Source organism: Pseudomonas sp. 29, from assembly GCF_002754355.1.
Taxonomy (GTDB): domain Bacteria; phylum Pseudomonadota; class Gammaproteobacteria; order Pseudomonadales; family Pseudomonadaceae; genus Aquipseudomonas; species Aquipseudomonas neuropathica.
Window position 1 is genome coordinate 689,110 of record NZ_PEEY01000001.1, and the last position, 16,305, is coordinate 705,414.

16 protein-coding genes and 1 pseudogene are annotated in these 16,305 nt (G+C 60.7%); 7 read left to right on the forward strand and 10 right to left on the reverse strand.

The genetic code is table 11. The features are described 5' to 3' along the window. Positions 1 to 33: 33 nt before the first annotated feature. Positions 34 to 993, forward strand: a complete 960-nt coding sequence (locus CLU80_RS03160; RefSeq protein ID WP_093433884.1) for a nucleoside-specific channel-forming protein Tsx — start codon at positions 34 to 36, stop codon at positions 991 to 993. A 15-nt stretch (positions 994 to 1,008) separates the two neighbouring features. Beyond that, complete coding sequence (locus CLU80_RS03165) at positions 1,009 to 2,031, forward strand: purine-nucleoside phosphorylase (RefSeq protein ID WP_099756735.1); 1,023 nt, start codon at positions 1,009 to 1,011, stop codon at positions 2,029 to 2,031. 122 nt (positions 2,032 to 2,153) lie between these two features. Here CLU80_RS03165 and CLU80_RS03170 read toward each other — a convergent pair whose 3' ends face one another. The 3 genes from CLU80_RS03170 to CLU80_RS03180 all read right to left on the reverse strand — a co-directional run bounded on the left by CLU80_RS03170 (position 2,154) and on the right by CLU80_RS03180 (position 4,320). Then, positions 2,154 to 3,110, reverse strand: a complete 957-nt coding sequence (locus CLU80_RS03170; RefSeq protein ID WP_099756736.1) for a quinone oxidoreductase family protein — start codon at positions 3,108 to 3,110, stop codon at positions 2,154 to 2,156. 29 nt (positions 3,111 to 3,139) lie between these two features. Then, the gene (locus CLU80_RS03175; protein WP_093433877.1) at positions 3,140 to 3,313 is read right to left on the reverse strand and encodes a DUF1427 family protein; all 174 of its coding nucleotides are present in this window, start codon (positions 3,311 to 3,313) and stop codon (positions 3,140 to 3,142) included. A gap of 224 nt (positions 3,314 to 3,537) precedes the next feature. Then, complete coding sequence (locus CLU80_RS03180; protein WP_093433875.1) at positions 3,538 to 4,320, reverse strand: AraC family transcriptional regulator; 783 nt, start codon at positions 4,318 to 4,320, stop codon at positions 3,538 to 3,540. Between the two features lie 136 nt (positions 4,321 to 4,456). On the opposite strand from CLU80_RS03180, the gene CLU80_RS03185 reads away from it, so the two are divergent. Next, on the forward strand, positions 4,457 to 4,684 hold the full coding sequence (locus CLU80_RS03185; RefSeq protein WP_093433873.1) for a DUF6555 family protein: 228 nt from the start codon (positions 4,457 to 4,459) through the stop codon (positions 4,682 to 4,684). A gap of 39 nt (positions 4,685 to 4,723) precedes the next feature. Further along, a complete protein-coding gene (locus tag CLU80_RS03190; protein WP_095050997.1) occupies positions 4,724 to 4,996 on the forward strand; it encodes a hypothetical protein in 273 nt (90 codons plus the stop codon). A 25-nt stretch (positions 4,997 to 5,021) separates the two neighbouring features. Here CLU80_RS03190 and CLU80_RS03195 read toward each other — a convergent pair whose 3' ends face one another. From CLU80_RS03195 to CLU80_RS03205, 3 genes are all read right to left on the reverse strand, one after another. Beyond that, positions 5,022 to 5,186 (reverse strand): metallothionein, encoded by a 165-nt coding sequence (locus CLU80_RS03195; protein WP_077573617.1) that lies wholly within the window; start codon positions 5,184 to 5,186, stop codon positions 5,022 to 5,024. Between the two features lie 1,078 nt (positions 5,187 to 6,264). Beyond that, positions 6,265 to 6,717: a DMT family transporter gene (locus CLU80_RS03200; RefSeq protein ID WP_093433867.1), complete on the reverse strand. Its 453-nt coding sequence runs from the start codon at positions 6,715 to 6,717 to the stop codon at positions 6,265 to 6,267. Between the two features lie 3 nt (positions 6,718 to 6,720). Continuing rightward, positions 6,721 to 7,206 carry a DMT family transporter gene (locus CLU80_RS03205; RefSeq protein WP_093434363.1) on the reverse strand — a complete coding sequence of 162 codons (486 nt, stop codon included), beginning with the start codon at positions 7,204 to 7,206 and terminating at the stop codon, positions 6,721 to 6,723. A 113-nt stretch (positions 7,207 to 7,319) separates the two neighbouring features. On the opposite strand from CLU80_RS03205, the gene CLU80_RS03210 reads away from it, so the two are divergent. Next, the gene (locus tag CLU80_RS03210) at positions 7,320 to 8,255 is read left to right on the forward strand and encodes a LysR family transcriptional regulator (RefSeq protein ID WP_093433865.1); all 936 of its coding nucleotides are present in this window, start codon (positions 7,320 to 7,322) and stop codon (positions 8,253 to 8,255) included. 222 nt (positions 8,256 to 8,477) lie between these two features. Here the strand turns inward: CLU80_RS03210 and ctpM are convergent, their stop codons facing one another. Continuing rightward, positions 8,478 to 10,160, reverse strand: a complete 1,683-nt coding sequence (gene ctpM, locus CLU80_RS03215; protein ID WP_093433863.1) for a methyl-accepting chemotaxis protein CtpM — start codon at positions 10,158 to 10,160, stop codon at positions 8,478 to 8,480. A 198-nt stretch (positions 10,161 to 10,358) separates the two neighbouring features. Continuing rightward, positions 10,359 to 11,675, reverse strand: a complete 1,317-nt coding sequence (locus CLU80_RS03220) for a Na+/H+ antiporter family protein (RefSeq protein ID WP_093433861.1) — start codon at positions 11,673 to 11,675, stop codon at positions 10,359 to 10,361. 1,394 nt (positions 11,676 to 13,069) lie between these two features. Between CLU80_RS03220 and CLU80_RS30560 the strand changes: the two are divergent. Together CLU80_RS30560 and CLU80_RS30565 are read left to right on the forward strand one after the other, a co-directional pair. Beyond that, positions 13,070 to 13,216: pseudogene (locus CLU80_RS30560) on the forward strand (HAMP domain-containing protein); the annotation flags it as partial. 102 nt (positions 13,217 to 13,318) lie between these two features. Next, on the forward strand, positions 13,319 to 14,074 hold the full coding sequence (locus CLU80_RS30565; RefSeq protein WP_371857720.1) for a methyl-accepting chemotaxis protein: 756 nt from the start codon (positions 13,319 to 13,321) through the stop codon (positions 14,072 to 14,074). 251 nt (positions 14,075 to 14,325) lie between these two features. Here the strand turns inward: CLU80_RS30565 and CLU80_RS03230 are convergent, their stop codons facing one another. Continuing rightward, on the reverse strand, positions 14,326 to 15,639 hold the full coding sequence (locus tag CLU80_RS03230; protein WP_093433857.1) for a sensor histidine kinase: 1,314 nt from the start codon (positions 15,637 to 15,639) through the stop codon (positions 14,326 to 14,328). Next, the gene (locus tag CLU80_RS03235) at positions 15,636 to 16,304 is read right to left on the reverse strand and encodes a response regulator transcription factor (RefSeq protein ID WP_038362523.1); all 669 of its coding nucleotides are present in this window, start codon (positions 16,302 to 16,304) and stop codon (positions 15,636 to 15,638) included. Before CLU80_RS03235 ends, CLU80_RS03230 begins: the two co-directional genes overlap by 4 nt. Position 16,305 lies beyond the last annotated feature (1 nt).

The following is a 16,305-nucleotide window of genomic DNA, read 5'->3' on the forward strand; positions in this document are numbered from 1 at the left end:
ATCCGGGCCCTGATCCGCAAAAAAGGACTTTGAATGCCCATCGCATGCCCTTTTCGCGCACCTTTCCCGTGCACGCTCGCTGTTTCCCTGCTACTGACCGGCGTTACCGGACTTCTCAGCCCCAGCGCTCTGGCGCAACCGGTCGCCAAGGAAGAATCCGCCCAGGGCGAAGCCCTCAGCCCCGAAGCCAGCCCGCCGAAAAAAGGCGCGTACCTGTCGGACTGGTACAACCAGGATCTGATGCTGATCGGCAGCAAGGACATCAGCTTCGGCCCGCAACCGGCTGATGACATCTATCTGGAATACGAGTACTTCGGCCGCAAAGGCCCGTTCGAGTTATACGGCTACGTCGACATTCCGAAGATCTTCAACATTGGCAATAGCCACGACAAAGGCGTGTGGGATCACGGCTCGCCGGTGTTTATGGAGCACGAACCGCGCATTTCCATCGACTACCTCGCCGGCCGCAGCCTGGCCATCGGCCCGTTCAAGGAATGGTATGTGGCGTTCGACTGGATCTATGACCACGGCAGCCGCAAAGAGAACCGCGCCAACACCCTCTACAGCGGTTTCGGCACCGACATCGACACCCATTCGCGGGTCAATCTGTCGGCCAACCTGTACGGTCGCTATCAGTGGGAAAACTACGGCGCGAGCAACGAATACTCGTGGGACGGCTATCGCGCGCAACTGAAGTACATCGTGCCGATCGACAAATTCAGCAACGGCGCGTCGCTGACCTACATTGGTTTCACCAACTTCGATTTCGGCTCGGACATCCACAAGGACAACCCTGCGCGCACGGCCAACGCAACAGTGGCGACCAACGTCTTGCTCTACTCGTTCACTCACTTGCGCTTCACCCTGGTCGGCCGTTATTTCCACAACGGCGGCAACTGGGAAGACGGCAGCGAGCTGAATTTTGGCGACGGCAATTTCCGCGCACGTTCCAACGGCTGGGGTTACTACGCCGGCGTCGGTTATCAGTTCTGAATCAAGGAGTTTTCCATGCAAGCAATGATGCGTTTGACCCTGGCCGGTGCGGCCCTGCTCTCCTCCACCGCGTGGGCCGCCGAAGCACCGATGCAGCCGAAAGTCGTGCTGATCACCATGTTCGCCCCCGAGGCGCAGCATTGGATCGATCGCCTGGAGCTGAAGCAGGAAATCCGCGTGCCGGGCCTGTCCGCCGAGTACCCGAGCATCCGCTGCAACGCGCAGCAGGTGTGCCTGCTGACCACTGGCATGGGCCAGACCAACGCCGCCGCCTCGACCCTGGCCTTGGCCTTGTCACCGAAATTCGACCTGCGCAAAAGTTACTTCCTGATCGCCGGCATCGCCGGCATCAGCCCGAAACACGGGACCATCGGCACCGCTGCATGGGCGCATTATCTGGTGGAATTCGGCACGCAATGGGAGATCGATTCGCGCGATGCGCCGTCGACTTGGCCGACCGGCTACCTGGGCATCAACACCAAAGGCCCGAACGAAAAACCACCGCTGGACTACAAGACCGAAGTCTTTGAACTCAACCCGAAACTGCAGGCCAAGGCATTCGCCCTCAGCCACAAGGTTGAGCTGAGCGAAAGCAGGGAATCCGCCGCGTGGCGCCTGAAATACCCGTCGGCCCCGGCCAATCAACCACCGGTGGTGACCCGTTGCGACACACTGGCCGGAAACACCTGGTTCTCCGGCACGCGCTTGAGCGAACGGGCCGAGGTCTGGACCAAGTTGTTGACCGATAACAAGGGCGAATACTGCACGACGCAGCAGGAAGACAACTCCACCTATGAGGCCTTGCTGCGTGCCAGTCGCGAAGGTCTGGTCGACGTGCAACGTCTGGCCGTGGTGCGTGCCGGCTCCGATTTTGATCGTCCAGAGCCGGGCGGCAGTGAAGTGGACAACCTGCTCAAGTACGCCGATCAGGGCGGCTTCGTGCCGGCGCTGGAGAACCTCTATCGCGCGGGGAATCCGCTGGTGCAGGACATCCTGAAAAACTGGTCGGCGTGGGAAAACGGTGTCCCGCAATCCTGAGCCCGACACCGATCTACTGTAGGAGTGAGCCTGCTCGCGATCGCGGTGTGTCAGTTGATACATGGGTGACTGATACACCGCGATCGCGAGCAGGCTCACTCCTACAGGGGTTTTGCGGTGTTTCAGGGGATGAGGATGACCTTGTCACCGCTGCCCTGATTCACATCGGCGTAGCGCTCCAGGCCTTCGGCCAACGGCGCTTCGACCAACCCTTGCGGCAACGGCAGCAAGCCTTCATCAAAGAACCGCCCGAACTGCTCAAGCATCGCCGCACACGCTTCAACGCCATACAACAACGAATTGATCCCGACCACCGACCCGCCCTTGCGATACAACGCCAGTGCCGGCAGTTGCACGTGCCCGTCCACCGGCGCGGCGATGATCGCGATCCGGCCGAAGGTGGCCAATCCCGCCACCGACGCTGGCAACCAGAAACCGGTGGTGTCGAAAATCACATCGGCGCCGCCGCGATACACCGCGTTGACCTGCGCGCCGAGGTCTTCGGGTTTATCCAGCTGGATCGTCTGATAACCCTGCGCCTGTAACTCCGCCACCTGCTCCGGGCGGCGCGCCGCTGCCAGCAACTGCGCACCACGCACTTTCGCCAGGGCCAATGCCGCCGAGGCCACCGCACCGCCGCCGATCACCAGCAAACGGGTTTCAGCCGTTACCAGACTGCGTTCCAGCGCATCCCACGCCGTTGTGTAGGGCACGCCGAGGCTGGCGGCTTGGGTGAAACTCAGATGCGAAGGTTTGTGCGCCACGCCATTGGTCGGCAGTTTGACGAACTGCGCATGGGAGCCGTCGGCAAAAAAGCCCAGTTCACGACCAGTGCCCCAGACTTCCTGACCGATCAAGGCCTGCGGGCCTTCGACAACGACACCGGCAAAGTCCCGACCGGGAATCCGTGGCAGCGTGGTGTAGGGGAAACGACCCAGGACGTTTTTCACATCACTGGGATTCAGGCCGGCAGCCTTGATCTGCACCAGCACTTCGTCAGCGCTGGGTACCGGAGTCGGCACCTCGACGTAGCGCAAGGAAGACAGATCGCCGGTTTTATCGAATTGCAGTGCTTTCATGGGGACATCCACCGAAGGAGAAAAAGAGTTCAGGACAGCCAGCCCGTCACCAGTTGCCGGCCCATCGGCCATAACTGTTCACCGGCAAGCATGCCGAGCAAACCGACCAGTGCGATGGCCGGTGGCGCCGGGGAACGGAAATCCAGCGCGCCATACAGCAGGCCGACGCCCAGACCGATGGCCAGTGAAATCAGGTAGTTCATGGGGAGGAACTCCGCCGTTTGAAGGGAATGGGCAGAGTTTAGGGAACCGGCGGGGATGGCATCGGCCAAGGACTTCTGAATTTCGGACAAGTATCGGATGCACACCACAGAACCCTGTGGGAGCGAGCCTGCTCGCGAATGCGGTGTGTCAGTGAAGGATGAGTCAACTGATCCACCGCATTCGCGAGCAGGCTCGCTCCCACATTGGATCTGCGCTGGTTTGATTAATCGTGTTCCACTGCAAATTGTGAGGGCGCCACGCCAAGTTCGCGGCGAAACATGTCGCTGAAACTACTGGGTGAATAGCCGAGCTCCCGGGCAATCACACTCACCGCCACGCCCTGAATCAGTTCCGCCACCGCCGTCGCCAACTGCACCTGCCGCCGCCACTCGGCGAAGCCCATGCCGAGGCTGTCCTTGAACAACCGCGCCAACGTGCGCACGCTGGCCCCGGCATTTGCCGCGTGCTGCTCGAACGGAATCTCCAGCGACGGCGCTGCCATTACCGCCTGGCACAGGTTCATCAAACGCCGATCGGAATCATCCGGCATCGGGATCTTCAACTGTGAACGCCTGGCGCGTTTGAGTTCCAGCAAGGCCAGCCCGACCAACGCCTCGTAGTAGGCCGGTTCACCACTGTCGCCCTGCTCCACCAGCCCGACAATCAACTCGCGCAGCAAACCACCGACTTCGATCACCTGCACCGTCTGATCCAGCGTCGCCGCCAGCGCCGGACGCAGGTAGATATTGCGCATCTGCAAATCCGACACCACCCGAATCCCGTGCGGCACCCCCGGCGGCAACCACACCGCGCGCTGCGGCGGCACCACCAGCGCTTCGTGCGGGGTCTCGACCCACATCACCCCGCTCATCGCATACAGCAACTGCCCCCAGACATGCTCGTGCGGCTCGATAAACAAGCCGCGCGGATACGTGCGTGCCAGCGGTTGCACGGGCACATCGGTATCGCTGAGATCGGGCGGTGCGGCAAGGGCCATGGCGAGCATTCATTGGGGTTGGCGGGGAAACCATGGTAACCAGTGCGCCACGGCGTCGCCAACGATAGAGACCGTCGGACAATCCGAATGAATTTTCCCGGTGCGCCGCGATCCCTCTAATACTACAGGGAGGAATACGGGCTTTATGAACAACGCAAAACTCTATGTCATCGAATACACCCTCCACGGCACGCCCAAGTCCTTCATTATCCGCTCGGACAAGATGGACAATGTCGAGGCGTGGCACTGGGCGAGCTGCGACGCCGGCGTCGGTCGCATCCCGCGCTTTGGCCGTGAGAAGGTGCAGAAGACCAGCAAGCCGATGGCAGAAAAATTCGGCGTGGAAAACGTCGTGTGGCGACCGACCAGCTAAGCTCAGCCTGGCGATCGGCATCATTCGGGGGAATGCACCATGACCAACATCAACAGCCCGGCGCATCTGGACTATGGCCTTGATACGTTGTTCGGGCGTATCACCAAAAGCGTGGATTGCCGCGTTGGGTTGGAGGCGGTCGTAGATGATCCGTTTCGCTTCGCGTTGCGAGTGCCGGCACCGCTGCCGGAGGATCTTGACCAGGCGAAAACCGTCGTGGTCAGGGTTGAGGGGCGAAGGCTGCAGGGCACGGTGCGGCATACCGAACGGATGGACGATGAAAGTCTGAAACTGGAAGTGGAGCCTGATTAGGCTCCACTTTTCTATGCGTCGTTCGTCATCCGTGGGCGCATTTACAGCCCTTGGTTGAACACTCTTCGCCACTCTTGTGGTGGTGAGCGCAGGCTTCACAGCAATAGTGTTTGCCGTGGACGGCGTAGGCATGATCGCCTTCCTTGATCGTGCATTTGCAGTTGGGGCAGTCGCATTTTCTATCGGGCATGGGACAGACTCCTTGGGTGGGGGTTGTCTGGGGCTTGAAGGGCAAGCCCTAACACCCAGTGTAGGAGCTGCGGCAGGCTGCGATCTTTTGATTTTTTTTGCGATTGGGATTGGGATTGGGATTGGGATTGGGAGCATATCCGTTGCTGCGGGTGTTGCCGCTGGCGGTTTCGCTCTTACAGCGACTCACTTTTCCAGACGCCGAAAAGTAAGCAAAAGGCTTTGCCCCTGGCGTACGGCACTTCGCTGAGGCTCAGTGTTCCCTCGCTACGGTGTTCATCCGGGGGCATCGCCTACGGTTTGCTGCGCTGCACCTCCTCTCGATGTATGCGGCTAGGCCGCACGGCGCTGCGCGCCTAACCCCCGGATGAACACCTCCGCTCGGCCTGCCGATGGGGCAAAAGATCAAAAGCCGAAACAAGATCAAGAGCCAGATCAAGAGCCCCTCACCCTAGCCCTCTCCCGGAGGGAGAGGGGACTGATTGAGGTGTTTGGGAGAGCTACGCCGACGTGCGATACCGCGTTGAACTCAGGCTTTGAAAAGCACCCAAATCAGCGCCATTTCCTTCCACTACCGGAGGGAGAGGTGACTGATTGAGGTGTTTGGGAGAGCTACGCCGACGTGCGATACCGCGTTGGACTTAGATTCTGAAAAGCCCACAAATTGGCTCCCTCTCCCTCGGGAGAGGGCTGGGGTGAGGGGCAGCCCCACCACAGAATCAAAGCCGAACACGCTGTTGCTCCTCACCACTCAACAGGATGAGCGTTAGCTCGGCTGCAGCTTTTGATCTGTAAAGCGACGTCGGAAGGCTGAGTGGAGGGATTGATCCGGGCGTGGGAGCGCAGCGACCGTTTGGCGCAGCCAAACACAGCGGGAGTAGGTGCAGCGAAGCAAACCGGAGACGCTGCGCCCGGATCGATCCCGCAGCGAAGGAACCCAAGCCCCAGCGAGCGGGCCGCACGTAGGAGCAAGCGTTTTTTTGCTTACTTTTTTAGGCGTTTGTAAAAAAAGTGAGTCGCCGTCAGGGCGAAACCCTAATCAGCCGTTACCGCAGCAATGGATATGTACGCAACCCAGGTCACCCAGCCTGACGCGAACTCCGATACATAAACACCAAAGCCAACCCCAAACACCCCATCGCCAAAATCCGACTGGAAGAAAGCTCAATCGCCGGATTCCCCAGCCAGCCAAAATTATCAATCAACATCCCCATGCCCAACTGCCCGACAATCACCGCCACCGTCGCCACAGCCGTCCCCACCACCGGCACCGCCCCGACCATCACCATCATGTAGACCACACCAAACAGCGCCCCGGTCAACTGCCACTTCGGCACATCCAAAAGACTCACCGCATGCGCCGGCTCAAAAAACAAAATCAACAACCCGGTCGACACCGCACCGACAACGAATGTCAGCAAACTACTGCGCAACACCCCGACGCTCTCACCCAAACGCCCGTTGATCGCCGCCTGCACACTCAACACCGCACCGGCCAACACCACCACCGCCAACAAAATAACCAGACTCATCACTCACCCCCGCGCAATCAAAACAAGTGCCGCCACAATCAACCCCAACGCCAGCCACCGCTCGGCATTGACCTTCTTGCGCGTCGCGCCGAACCAGCCGAAATGGTCGATCAACACACTCTTGCCAACCTGCCCGGACAGAATCGCAATCATCGTCATGGCGATACCGATGTGCGGCGTTGCCAGGGTCAACACCACCACATACATCGGCCCCAGAAATCCGCCGATCAACTGCCAGCGCGGCAGATCCGTCAGTGCCGGGCCTTTTTGCGGACCGGCGAACAACAGCAGTAAAAACAGAATCGCCGAGCCGACGCCAAAGATGCTCAAAGTTGCCCACAGATGCCCGACCTGCACACCCAAAGGACCGAGCAACCCCGCCTCCACCGACAAACCCATGCCCGCCAGAATCACCAGCGGCAGCAACAACAGGCGCAACCCCGACTTCTTCACCGGCGCCCCGACTGCGACCTCCTCCAACGTCTGCATAAACAACATTCCACTCAAGTAAACGATGGCGCGGATTATCGGCTGGCGAAGCTGTGCGATAAATGGGAGCATCCGGACAACACTTTTGCGCAACCCGCACAGCAGGACACATCATGCACGGGCTCAATGAACTCGGATTCAAGGCACTCAGGCTGTTTGTGGCCGTGCTCGATCACGGCAGCTTTTCCGAAGTGGCCCGCCGCGAAGGTGTGGCGCCCTCCTCGATCTCCCGGCAGATCCAATTGATGGAGCAGGCGTTGAATCAGCAATTGCTCTATCGCCACACCCGAGCGGTGACGCCAACCGAAGCCGGGCGCATGCTCGGTCACCATGCGCGGCTGGTGCTGGTGCAACTGGAGGAAGCCGAACAGGCGCTGCAGGAACAGCAAAGCGAACCCACCGGCCTGGTGCGCATCAACGCCCCGGTAGTATTCGGTCAGCGCCATCTGACGCCGTGGTTGGGGAAGTTGTGCGCGCGATATCCAAAGCTGCAACTGGATATCCAGCAGACCGACCATTACGTCGACCCGTTGCAGGAAGGCGCCGACCTGCTGTTTCGCATCGGCCCGCTGCACGATTCGAGTATGCAGGCACGGATTCTGGCGCCGCACCGCTTTCAGGTCGCGGCCAGCCCGGCGTATCTCAAACGCCACGGCACACCGCAAAAACCCGAAGATCTCGCGCAACACCATTGCCTCGCCTACAAAGGCGCGGCCGGCCAGCAGCGCTGGTTTTTCCGCCGCGATGGCGAGGACTGGACGCCCTATTCGGTGAAAGGCCCGATCACTGGCAACCACGCCGACACCCTCACCCAAGCCGCCGAGCAAGGCCTGGGGCTGGTGATGTTTCCGTCATGGCTGATTGGCGAAGCGGTGCGCGACGGCACGCTGGTGCCGGTGCTGCGGGACTATCAGGTGTCGAACAGCCTGGAGCCGCAGCAGATTGCGGTGTTGTGGCCGGGGAGCCGCAGGTTGTCGGTGAAGGTGCGGACGGTGATTGATTTCTTTGTCGAATGTTTTGGTGAAGTGCCCTATTGGGATCGTCCCTGAAAACTGAAAATCAAAAGCCCCTCACCCTAGCCCTCTCCCGGAGGGAGAGGGAACTGATTGGGGGATATTGCAGGTATGCACCGACCTGAAATCTCTGCTGTGAATCCATAATCGACTCGATTTCTCAGGTCGATGTATGGCGCAAGACAACTCGGTCAGTCCCCTCTCCCTATGGGCGGTCCGACGTTTCGGGAGGGTTAGGGTGAGGGGCTTTTCAAGCGGTCAAATACGGAACTGACCCACGAGTTTGCCCAGTCGCTGCCCCAGCTCCGCCAGACTACGCGAAGTCTGCGCCCCCAACTGCGTCTCATCGGCCACGCTGTCCACCGCCACCGCAATCTGATGCACGCTGCGGTTGATCTCCTCCGCCACCGCCGTCTGCTCTTCCGCCGCACTGGCAATCTGCGCGTTCATCGAGTTGATCGTCGCGATCAACTCGGCCATCGCATCCAGCGAAGCCCCGGCCTGATTGGCTTGCTGTGAGGTGCCGTCACCCGCCTCACTGGAACGACGCATGGCTTCAACCGCTTGCTGCGTACCCGCCTGCAAACGATCGATCATCCCCTGAATTTCCTGCGTGCTGATCTGCGTACGGCTGGCCAGCGCCCGCACCTCATCCGCCACCACGGCAAAACCACGTCCGGCCTCACCGGCCCGCGCCGCTTCAATTGCGGCGTTGAGCGCCAGCAGGTTGGTCTGCTCGGCGATCGAACGAATCACCCCGAGCACTCCGACAATCGACGTCACGTCTTGCTGCAGGCTGTCCAGCGACACGCCGCTGCTGCGGATGTCATCGACCAGCGCATGAATCTGCTTGATGCTGCCGGCCACCACGCGTTTGGCGCTCTGGCCTTCTTCGTCGGTCTGCTGAGCGGCGACGGCGGCGTTCTGTGCGCTTTTGGCCACTTCCTGCGCGGCGGCAGACATCTCGTTGATCGCCGTGGCAACCTGATCGGTCTCGTGGCGCTGACGCTCCATCGCCTGATCCGAACGCTGCGCCTGATCGGACACTTGCGTCACCAGACCGGTCAGTTGCGTGGTCATCTCGGTGATCTGCCGCACCAGACCATGAATCTTGTCGACGAAACGGTTGAACGAGCCCGCCAGTTCGCCAAGTTCATCCTGGCTGGTGATGTTCAAGCGACGCGTAAGGTCGCCCTCACCCGCTGCAATGTCGTCGAGGTTGGCTTTCATCAGGGTCAACGGACGCAAAATGGTATTGGCCAGCAGCATCCCTGCCGCCGCGATCACCAACAGCACCACCACCGCGACGCCGACGATGCTCAGCACCACGCCTTGCATACGTTCCTGCACCTGCGCTTCGACCAGTGCCACTTGCGCTTCGATGCCGTCGAGGTTGACCGAAGTACCGACCGCCATGTCCCACTTCGCCAGGTATTCGGTGTAACCGAGCTTTGGCACCAGCACGTTGGCGTTGCCCGGCAGTGGCGAGCTGTATTGCAGATAGTGGGTGCCGTCCTTCGCCACACTCACCAGACCACGATTGACGTAGACGCCGTTCGGGTCGCGGTTGTCCTTGAAACTTTTGCCCACGCCTTCGGGGTCGTTGGCCTTGAACAGGCGCACGGTCTCGGAGTCGTAGCCGAAGAAGTAGCCGTCCTTGCCGTAGCGAATGCCTGAGAGCAATTTGATCGCCTGCGCCCGCGCCTCAACGTCACCCGGCGCGGCCGCGTCGTACAGCGGCTTGATCGTGGTCATGGCCACGGCGACGTAGCTTTGCAGAGTGGCTTTGGCATCGCCGAGCAGACGCTCGCGGGTCTGGTCGACCTCTTTGTGCGCTTGCTCCTGGAGGATGAACAGCGTGGTCAGGCTGATGACCAGGGCAAAGAGCAACACCGGGAGAACGGCGAGGGAGAGGACTTTAGCCTTGAGGCTCAGGCGCATTGTGGGAGCTCACTCTTTTGGTTTTATTGGCGTGGTTAAAGGCTTTAACGGCACGTCATTACAAAAGTTGAGCAAAGGTATTACCCCATTCCCCTGTGGGAGCGAGCTTGCTCGCGAAGGCGTCGTGTCAGTCAACCATCAAGTCGCTGATACACCGCTTTCGCGAGCAAGCTCGCTCCCACAGAAGATCGGCGGGGTTCAGAGGACCATCGCGGCCACCCAGCCAAACGCCAGCAACGGCAGGTTGTAGTGCAGGAATGTTGGCACGACGGTGTCCCAGATATGGTGATGCTGGCCGTCGATGTTCAGGCCGGAGGTCGGGCCGAGGGTCGAATCCGACGCTGGCGAACCGGCGTCGCCCAACGCACCGGCGGTGCCGACGATGCAGACAATGGCGATTGGGCTGAAGCCCAGTTGCACGCACAGCGGCACGAAAATCGCCGCCAGAATCGGCACCGTGGAAAACGACGAACCGATGCCCATGGTTACCAGCAACCCGACCAGCAGCATCAGCAACGCGCCGACGCCTTTGCTGTGATTGATCCACGACGCCGACGACTCGACCAGGGTCTGCACCTCACCGGTGGCCTTCATCACCTCGGCAAACCCGGACGCGGCGATCATGATGAAGCCGATCATCGCCATCATCTTCATGCCCTCGGTGAAGAGGTCATCGGTCTCGCGCCATTTCACAATGCCCGACACCGAGAAGATCAGGAAACCGACCAGCGCCCCGATAATCATCGAGTCCAGCAGCAGTTGCACGATGAACGCAGCAGCAATCGCCACACCGGCAATCATCAGGCTCAGCGGGTTGTACTGCACCGCCACTTGCTCGACCTGCTCGATCTTCGCCAGGTCGTATACGCGCCGCTTGCGATAGGTGATGAACGCCATCGCCAGGCCGAAGACCATACCCAGCGCCGGAATGCCCATGGCGTGGGTGACATTGATACCGCTGATGTCGACACCGCTACGGGCAACGTTGGCCAGCAGGATTTCATTGAGGAAGATGTTGCCGAAGCCCACCGGCAGGAACATGTACGGCGTGATCAGACCGAATGTCATGACACAGGCGATCAAGCGGCGGTCGAGTTGCAGCTTGGTCAGTACATAAAGAAGCGGCGGCACCAGCAGCGGAATGAACGCAATGTGGATCGGCAGAATGTTCTGCGAGGCAATCGCCACCACCCACAACAGGCCAATCAGCAGCCATTTGACGCTGCCACCGCCGGTCGAGTGCTGGCGATCGACCATTGCCAGCGCCTTGTCGGCCAGCGCATGAGCCAGGCCGGACTTGGCAATCGCCACGGCGAAAGCGCCGAGCAAGGCGTAGGACAACGCCACGGTCGCGCCGCCGCCCAAGCCGCTGTTGAACGCCTTGAGCGTGGCGTCGATGCCCAGACCACCGGTCAGGCCTCCGACCAGCGCGCCAACGATCAGAGCGATCACCACATGCACGCGGGACAGGCTGAGCACCAGCATGACGCCGACCGCCGCTATGACTGCATTCATTTCACTTCCTCGAAAAACACTGCGGTGGAAAACCGACCGCCAGACAGAATGAGTCCGCCAAAGCTTAACCGGCGGATTTGCAAAGAGGGTCTTATTAGAAGGGCGCGCACTGTGCCGCAGAGTGGCGGCGGTGTCAAAGCGAGCGCTCCCGGGTGCGTCAATCCGCCATATTGTGTTTCAACGATAAAGAAAGCCGAAACGCGGCCGTTACAGTGCAAAGTCTCAGATATTTATCGAATAAGGACGTCTCCATGTCGCTCAGACAACTTTCCATCCAATGGAAAATCACCCTGCTCGCCGGCCTCTGCCTGGCCGGTATCGTGACCCTGTTGGTAGGTCTTTCGCTGTATCGCATGGAGCACAGTTCTGAACTGGTGAAAGCTTCGAGCATGGAAATGCTCACCGAGTCGGCGCAGGCGCGCATCGAATCGCAAGGGGAAGTGCAGGCGGCCGGCATTCGCCAGCAGTTCATGGACGCCTATCAGTACGGTCACGGCTTCTCGCGGCAGGTGTTGTTCCTGCGCGAGCAGGCCGAGAAGCGCTTTCTCGATGCCTTCGACCTGCGCGAAGACATGACCCGACAGGTCAAATCGGCGCTGCAAGCCAACCCGGATCTGCTCGGCCTGTCGCTGGTGTTCGAAGCCAACGCACTGGACGGCAAGGATGAACTGTTCGCAGGTCAGGCTGAACTGGGCAGCAACGACAAGGGCCGCTTCGCCCTGTACTGGTCGCAACCAACGCCAGGCAAAGTCACCTCGATGGCCCTGCCGGAAAGCGACATGGCCGACACCAGCACCGGCCCCAGCGGCCAAGCGGCCAATGCCTGGTTCACCTGCCCGCGCGCCACGCTCAAGCCATGCGTGATCGAACCGTACTTCTATGTGATCGACGGACAGAAGGTGCTGATGACCAGCATCGTCTTCCCGTTGATGGTCAACGGCAAAGTCATCGCCTCGCTGTCGGTCGACATCAACCTCAACAGCCTGCAAGCGATCAGCCAGGGCGCGAGCAAAAAGCTCTACGACGGCCAGACCGCCGTGAGCATCATCAGCCCCGCCGGCCTGCTCGCCGGGTACAGCCCGGATGCCGGCAAACTCAGCCAGCGTCTGGATGCTGTCGACAAAATCAGCGGCGCCGAACTGCTGAGCAAGCTCGCCTCAAGCACCAGCGTGAGCAGCCTGCACAGCAACGGCCAGTTGAAAGTGCTGTCGCCGTTCCAGCCGATTCCCGGCGGCCCGTCGTGGGGCGTGCTGCTGGATGTGCCGGAAAAAGTCCTGGTCAGCCGCGCCGAAGCGCTCAAGCAACAGCTGGACGCGAGCAATAATTCCGGCACGTTGATCGAACTGAGCCTCGGCGTGCTGGCCGCGTTGATCGGCCTGTTGCTGGTGTGGCTGATGGCACGCAGCGTGACCAAGCCGATCCTCGGCGTGGCGCACATGCTCGAAGACATCGCCAGCGGCGAAGGCGACCTGACCCGCCGTCTGGCTTATGAAAAAAAGGACGAACTCGGTCAATTGGCCGGTTGGTTCAACAAGTTCCTCGACAAGTTGCAGCCGATCATTGCCGAGGTGAAACGCTCGGTGCAGGACGCGCGCAACACCGCCGACCAGTCCTCGGCCATCGCCACCCAGACCAGTGCTGGCATGGAACAGCAATACCGTCAGGTCGATCAGGTCGCCACCGCGTCCCACGAAATGAGCGCCACTGCGCAAGACGTCGCCCGCAGCGCCGCGCAGGCTGCCGAGGCCGCCAAGGATGCTGATCGCGCTACCCGTCAGGGCCTGACCGTGATCGATCGCACCACGGCGAGCATCGACACCCTCGCTGCCGACATGAGTGCAGCGATGGTGCAAGTCGAAGGGCTGGCGGCCAACAGCGAGAAGATCGGCGCGGTGCTGGAAACCATTCGCGCCATCGCCGAGCAAACCAACCTGCTCGCGCTCAACGCCGCGATCGAAGCGGCGCGTGCTGGTGAAGCCGGACGTGGATTTGCCGTGGTCGCCGATGAAGTCCGCAACCTCGCCCGCCGCACGCAAGAGTCGGTGGAAGAAACCCGTCAGGTGATCGAGCAACTGCAAACCGGCACGCAGGATGTAGTCGGTTCGATGGGCAACAGCCACCGCCAGGCTCAGGGCAGTGTCGAACAGGTTGGCCAAGCGGTGACCGCGCTGCGTCAGATCGGCGATGCGGTGACGGTGATCAGCGATATGAACCTGCAGATTGCCAGTGCCGCTGAAGAGCAAAGTGCGGTGGCCGAGGAGATCAATAACAACGTGGCGACGATCCGCGATGTGACCGAGTCGTTGTCCGGGCAGGCGAATGAGTCGGCACGGGTGAGCCAGTCGCTCAATAGCCTGGCGAATCAGCAGCAGAGTTTGATGGATCAGTTTCGCGTTTGATTTGAAGGTAGTGGGGTGTCAGGTAGATCCTTACCCCCTCACCCCAGCCCTCTCCCCCAAGGGGGCGAGGGGGAAAGGGAGCCGATCTTCGTGCCATTCAAAACCTGAGTCCGTCTCGATATTTCAGGTCACGGGAAAGCTTTCAAAACCTGAGTTCGGCACGATATCTCAGGTCGGTGTATCTCGAACAAACACCTCGGTCAGTCCCCTCTCCCTCCGGGAGAGGGTTAGGGTGAGGGGCTTTTAGAGGCTCACCGCCGAGGCAACTCAATCACCACTTTCAACCCGCCCCACTCACTCTCGCCCAACACCAGCAACCCGCCCCACGTATCGACAATGTCGCGCACAATCCCCAGCCCCAACCCATGCCCGTGGGTCTGCTCATCCAGCCGCGTGCCCCGGCTGAACACCTCAGCGCGCTGCTGTTCGGGAATCCCCGGGCCGTCATCTTCCACGCTCAGTGCAAAACCATCCGAACGTTCAATCACACTCAGACGCACCTCGGCGTCCGCCCACTTGCAGGCGTTATCCAGAAGATTCCCCAACAGTTCGAGCAAATCCTCACGATCCCACGGCAGTTGCAACCCCGCCGGCGCGACATAACTCAGCGCCAAATGCTCGCCATGAATCATGTTCAACGTCGCCAACAACCCCGGCAGTTCCGCATCACAATCAAACAACGCACCCGGTAGCGCATCACCGGACAGCCGGGCCCGGTTCAGTTCGCGGTTGAGCCGCTGCTGCACTTGCTCCAGCTGCTCCTTGAGCACCTTGCGTAACTCGGGATGCGCATCGAGTTTTTCGCTGGAGGCCAGGCTCAACAACACCGCCAACGGCGTTTTCAATGCATGCCCGAGATTGCCCAAGGCATTGCGCGAGCGCTTGAGGCTGTCTTCAGTGTGCGCGAGCAAATGGTTGATCTGCGCCACCAGCGGTTCCAGTTCCACCGGCACCTGATCATCGAGTTGCGAACGCTGGCCTTGCTGCAATTGCGCGATCTGCTCACGAGCCCTTTCCAGCGGTTTCAGCGCGCGGCGCACGGTCAATCGCTGCAAGAACAGAATCAGCAACAATGCCGCCAGACCAAGGCCGAGGCCGATCTGGCGCATGCGCTGAAAGCTCTCGCGCACGGGGGTGTAATCCTGCGCGACGCTGATCGAAATCGATTGGCCCAGGCGCCGATAATCCGAGCGCAGCACCAGCAACTGCTGACCGTCCGGCCCCAGTTGCAGATTGCTGTGCAACCCGGGATGGTCGAGCAGCGGCAGGTCCTGATCCCACAACGAGCGTGAACGCCAGTGGCTGTCGGCAAAATCGATACGGAAGTAGTGCCCGGAAAACGGCCGCTGATAGGCCGGGGACAGATGTCTTTCATCCAGTTGCAGCCCTTGCGGGCCACGGACCAGCGCCACCAACAGGCTCTCGCTGTCGTTGCGCAGGCCGGCTTCGAGGTAGCGCTGCAAACCCACTTCGAACAACCACAGACTGGTTTGCGCCACCACCACACCGACGACCACCATCACGCTGATCAGACCCAGGCTCAAGCGGCGCTGGATCGACCTCACGAAGCCTGCCCGCCGAACAGGTAACCCTGGCCGCGACGGGTTTCTATCACGCTTTTGCCGAGCTTGCGCCGCAGGTGATTGACGTGCACTTCGAGGACGTTGGAATCGCGCTCGGTTTCACCGTCGTAGAGGTGTTCGGCGAGATGGCTTTTGGAGAGAATCTGCTCCGGGTGCAGCATGAAATAACGCAGCAGACGGAACTCGGCGGCAGTCAGTTGAATATCGGCGCCGTCGCGCACCACGCATTGCCGACCCTCGTCCAGATGCAGACCGGCCGCCTGCAATGTCGGCTGATTGGCCTGGCCTTTGGAGCGGCGCAGCAGCGATTGAATGCGCAACTGCAGCTCTTCGGGGTGGAACGGTTTGGTCAGGTAATCATCGGCGCCGGCCTTCAGACCTTCGATGCGCTCGGCCCAGGAATCACGCGCGGTGAGAATCAATACCGGAATCGCCAGACCGCCGGCGCGCCACTGCGCCAACACCTCAAGCCCCGGCACACCCGGGAGGCCGAGGTCGAGAATGATCAGGTCATAGGGCTCGCTACTGCCCTGATACAACGCATCACGACCGTCCGCCAGCCAATCGACCGCGTAACCTTGTCGTTGCAGGCTGGCGAGCAATTCGTCGGCCAGCGGTACGTGGTCTTCCACCAAAAGCAAACGCATC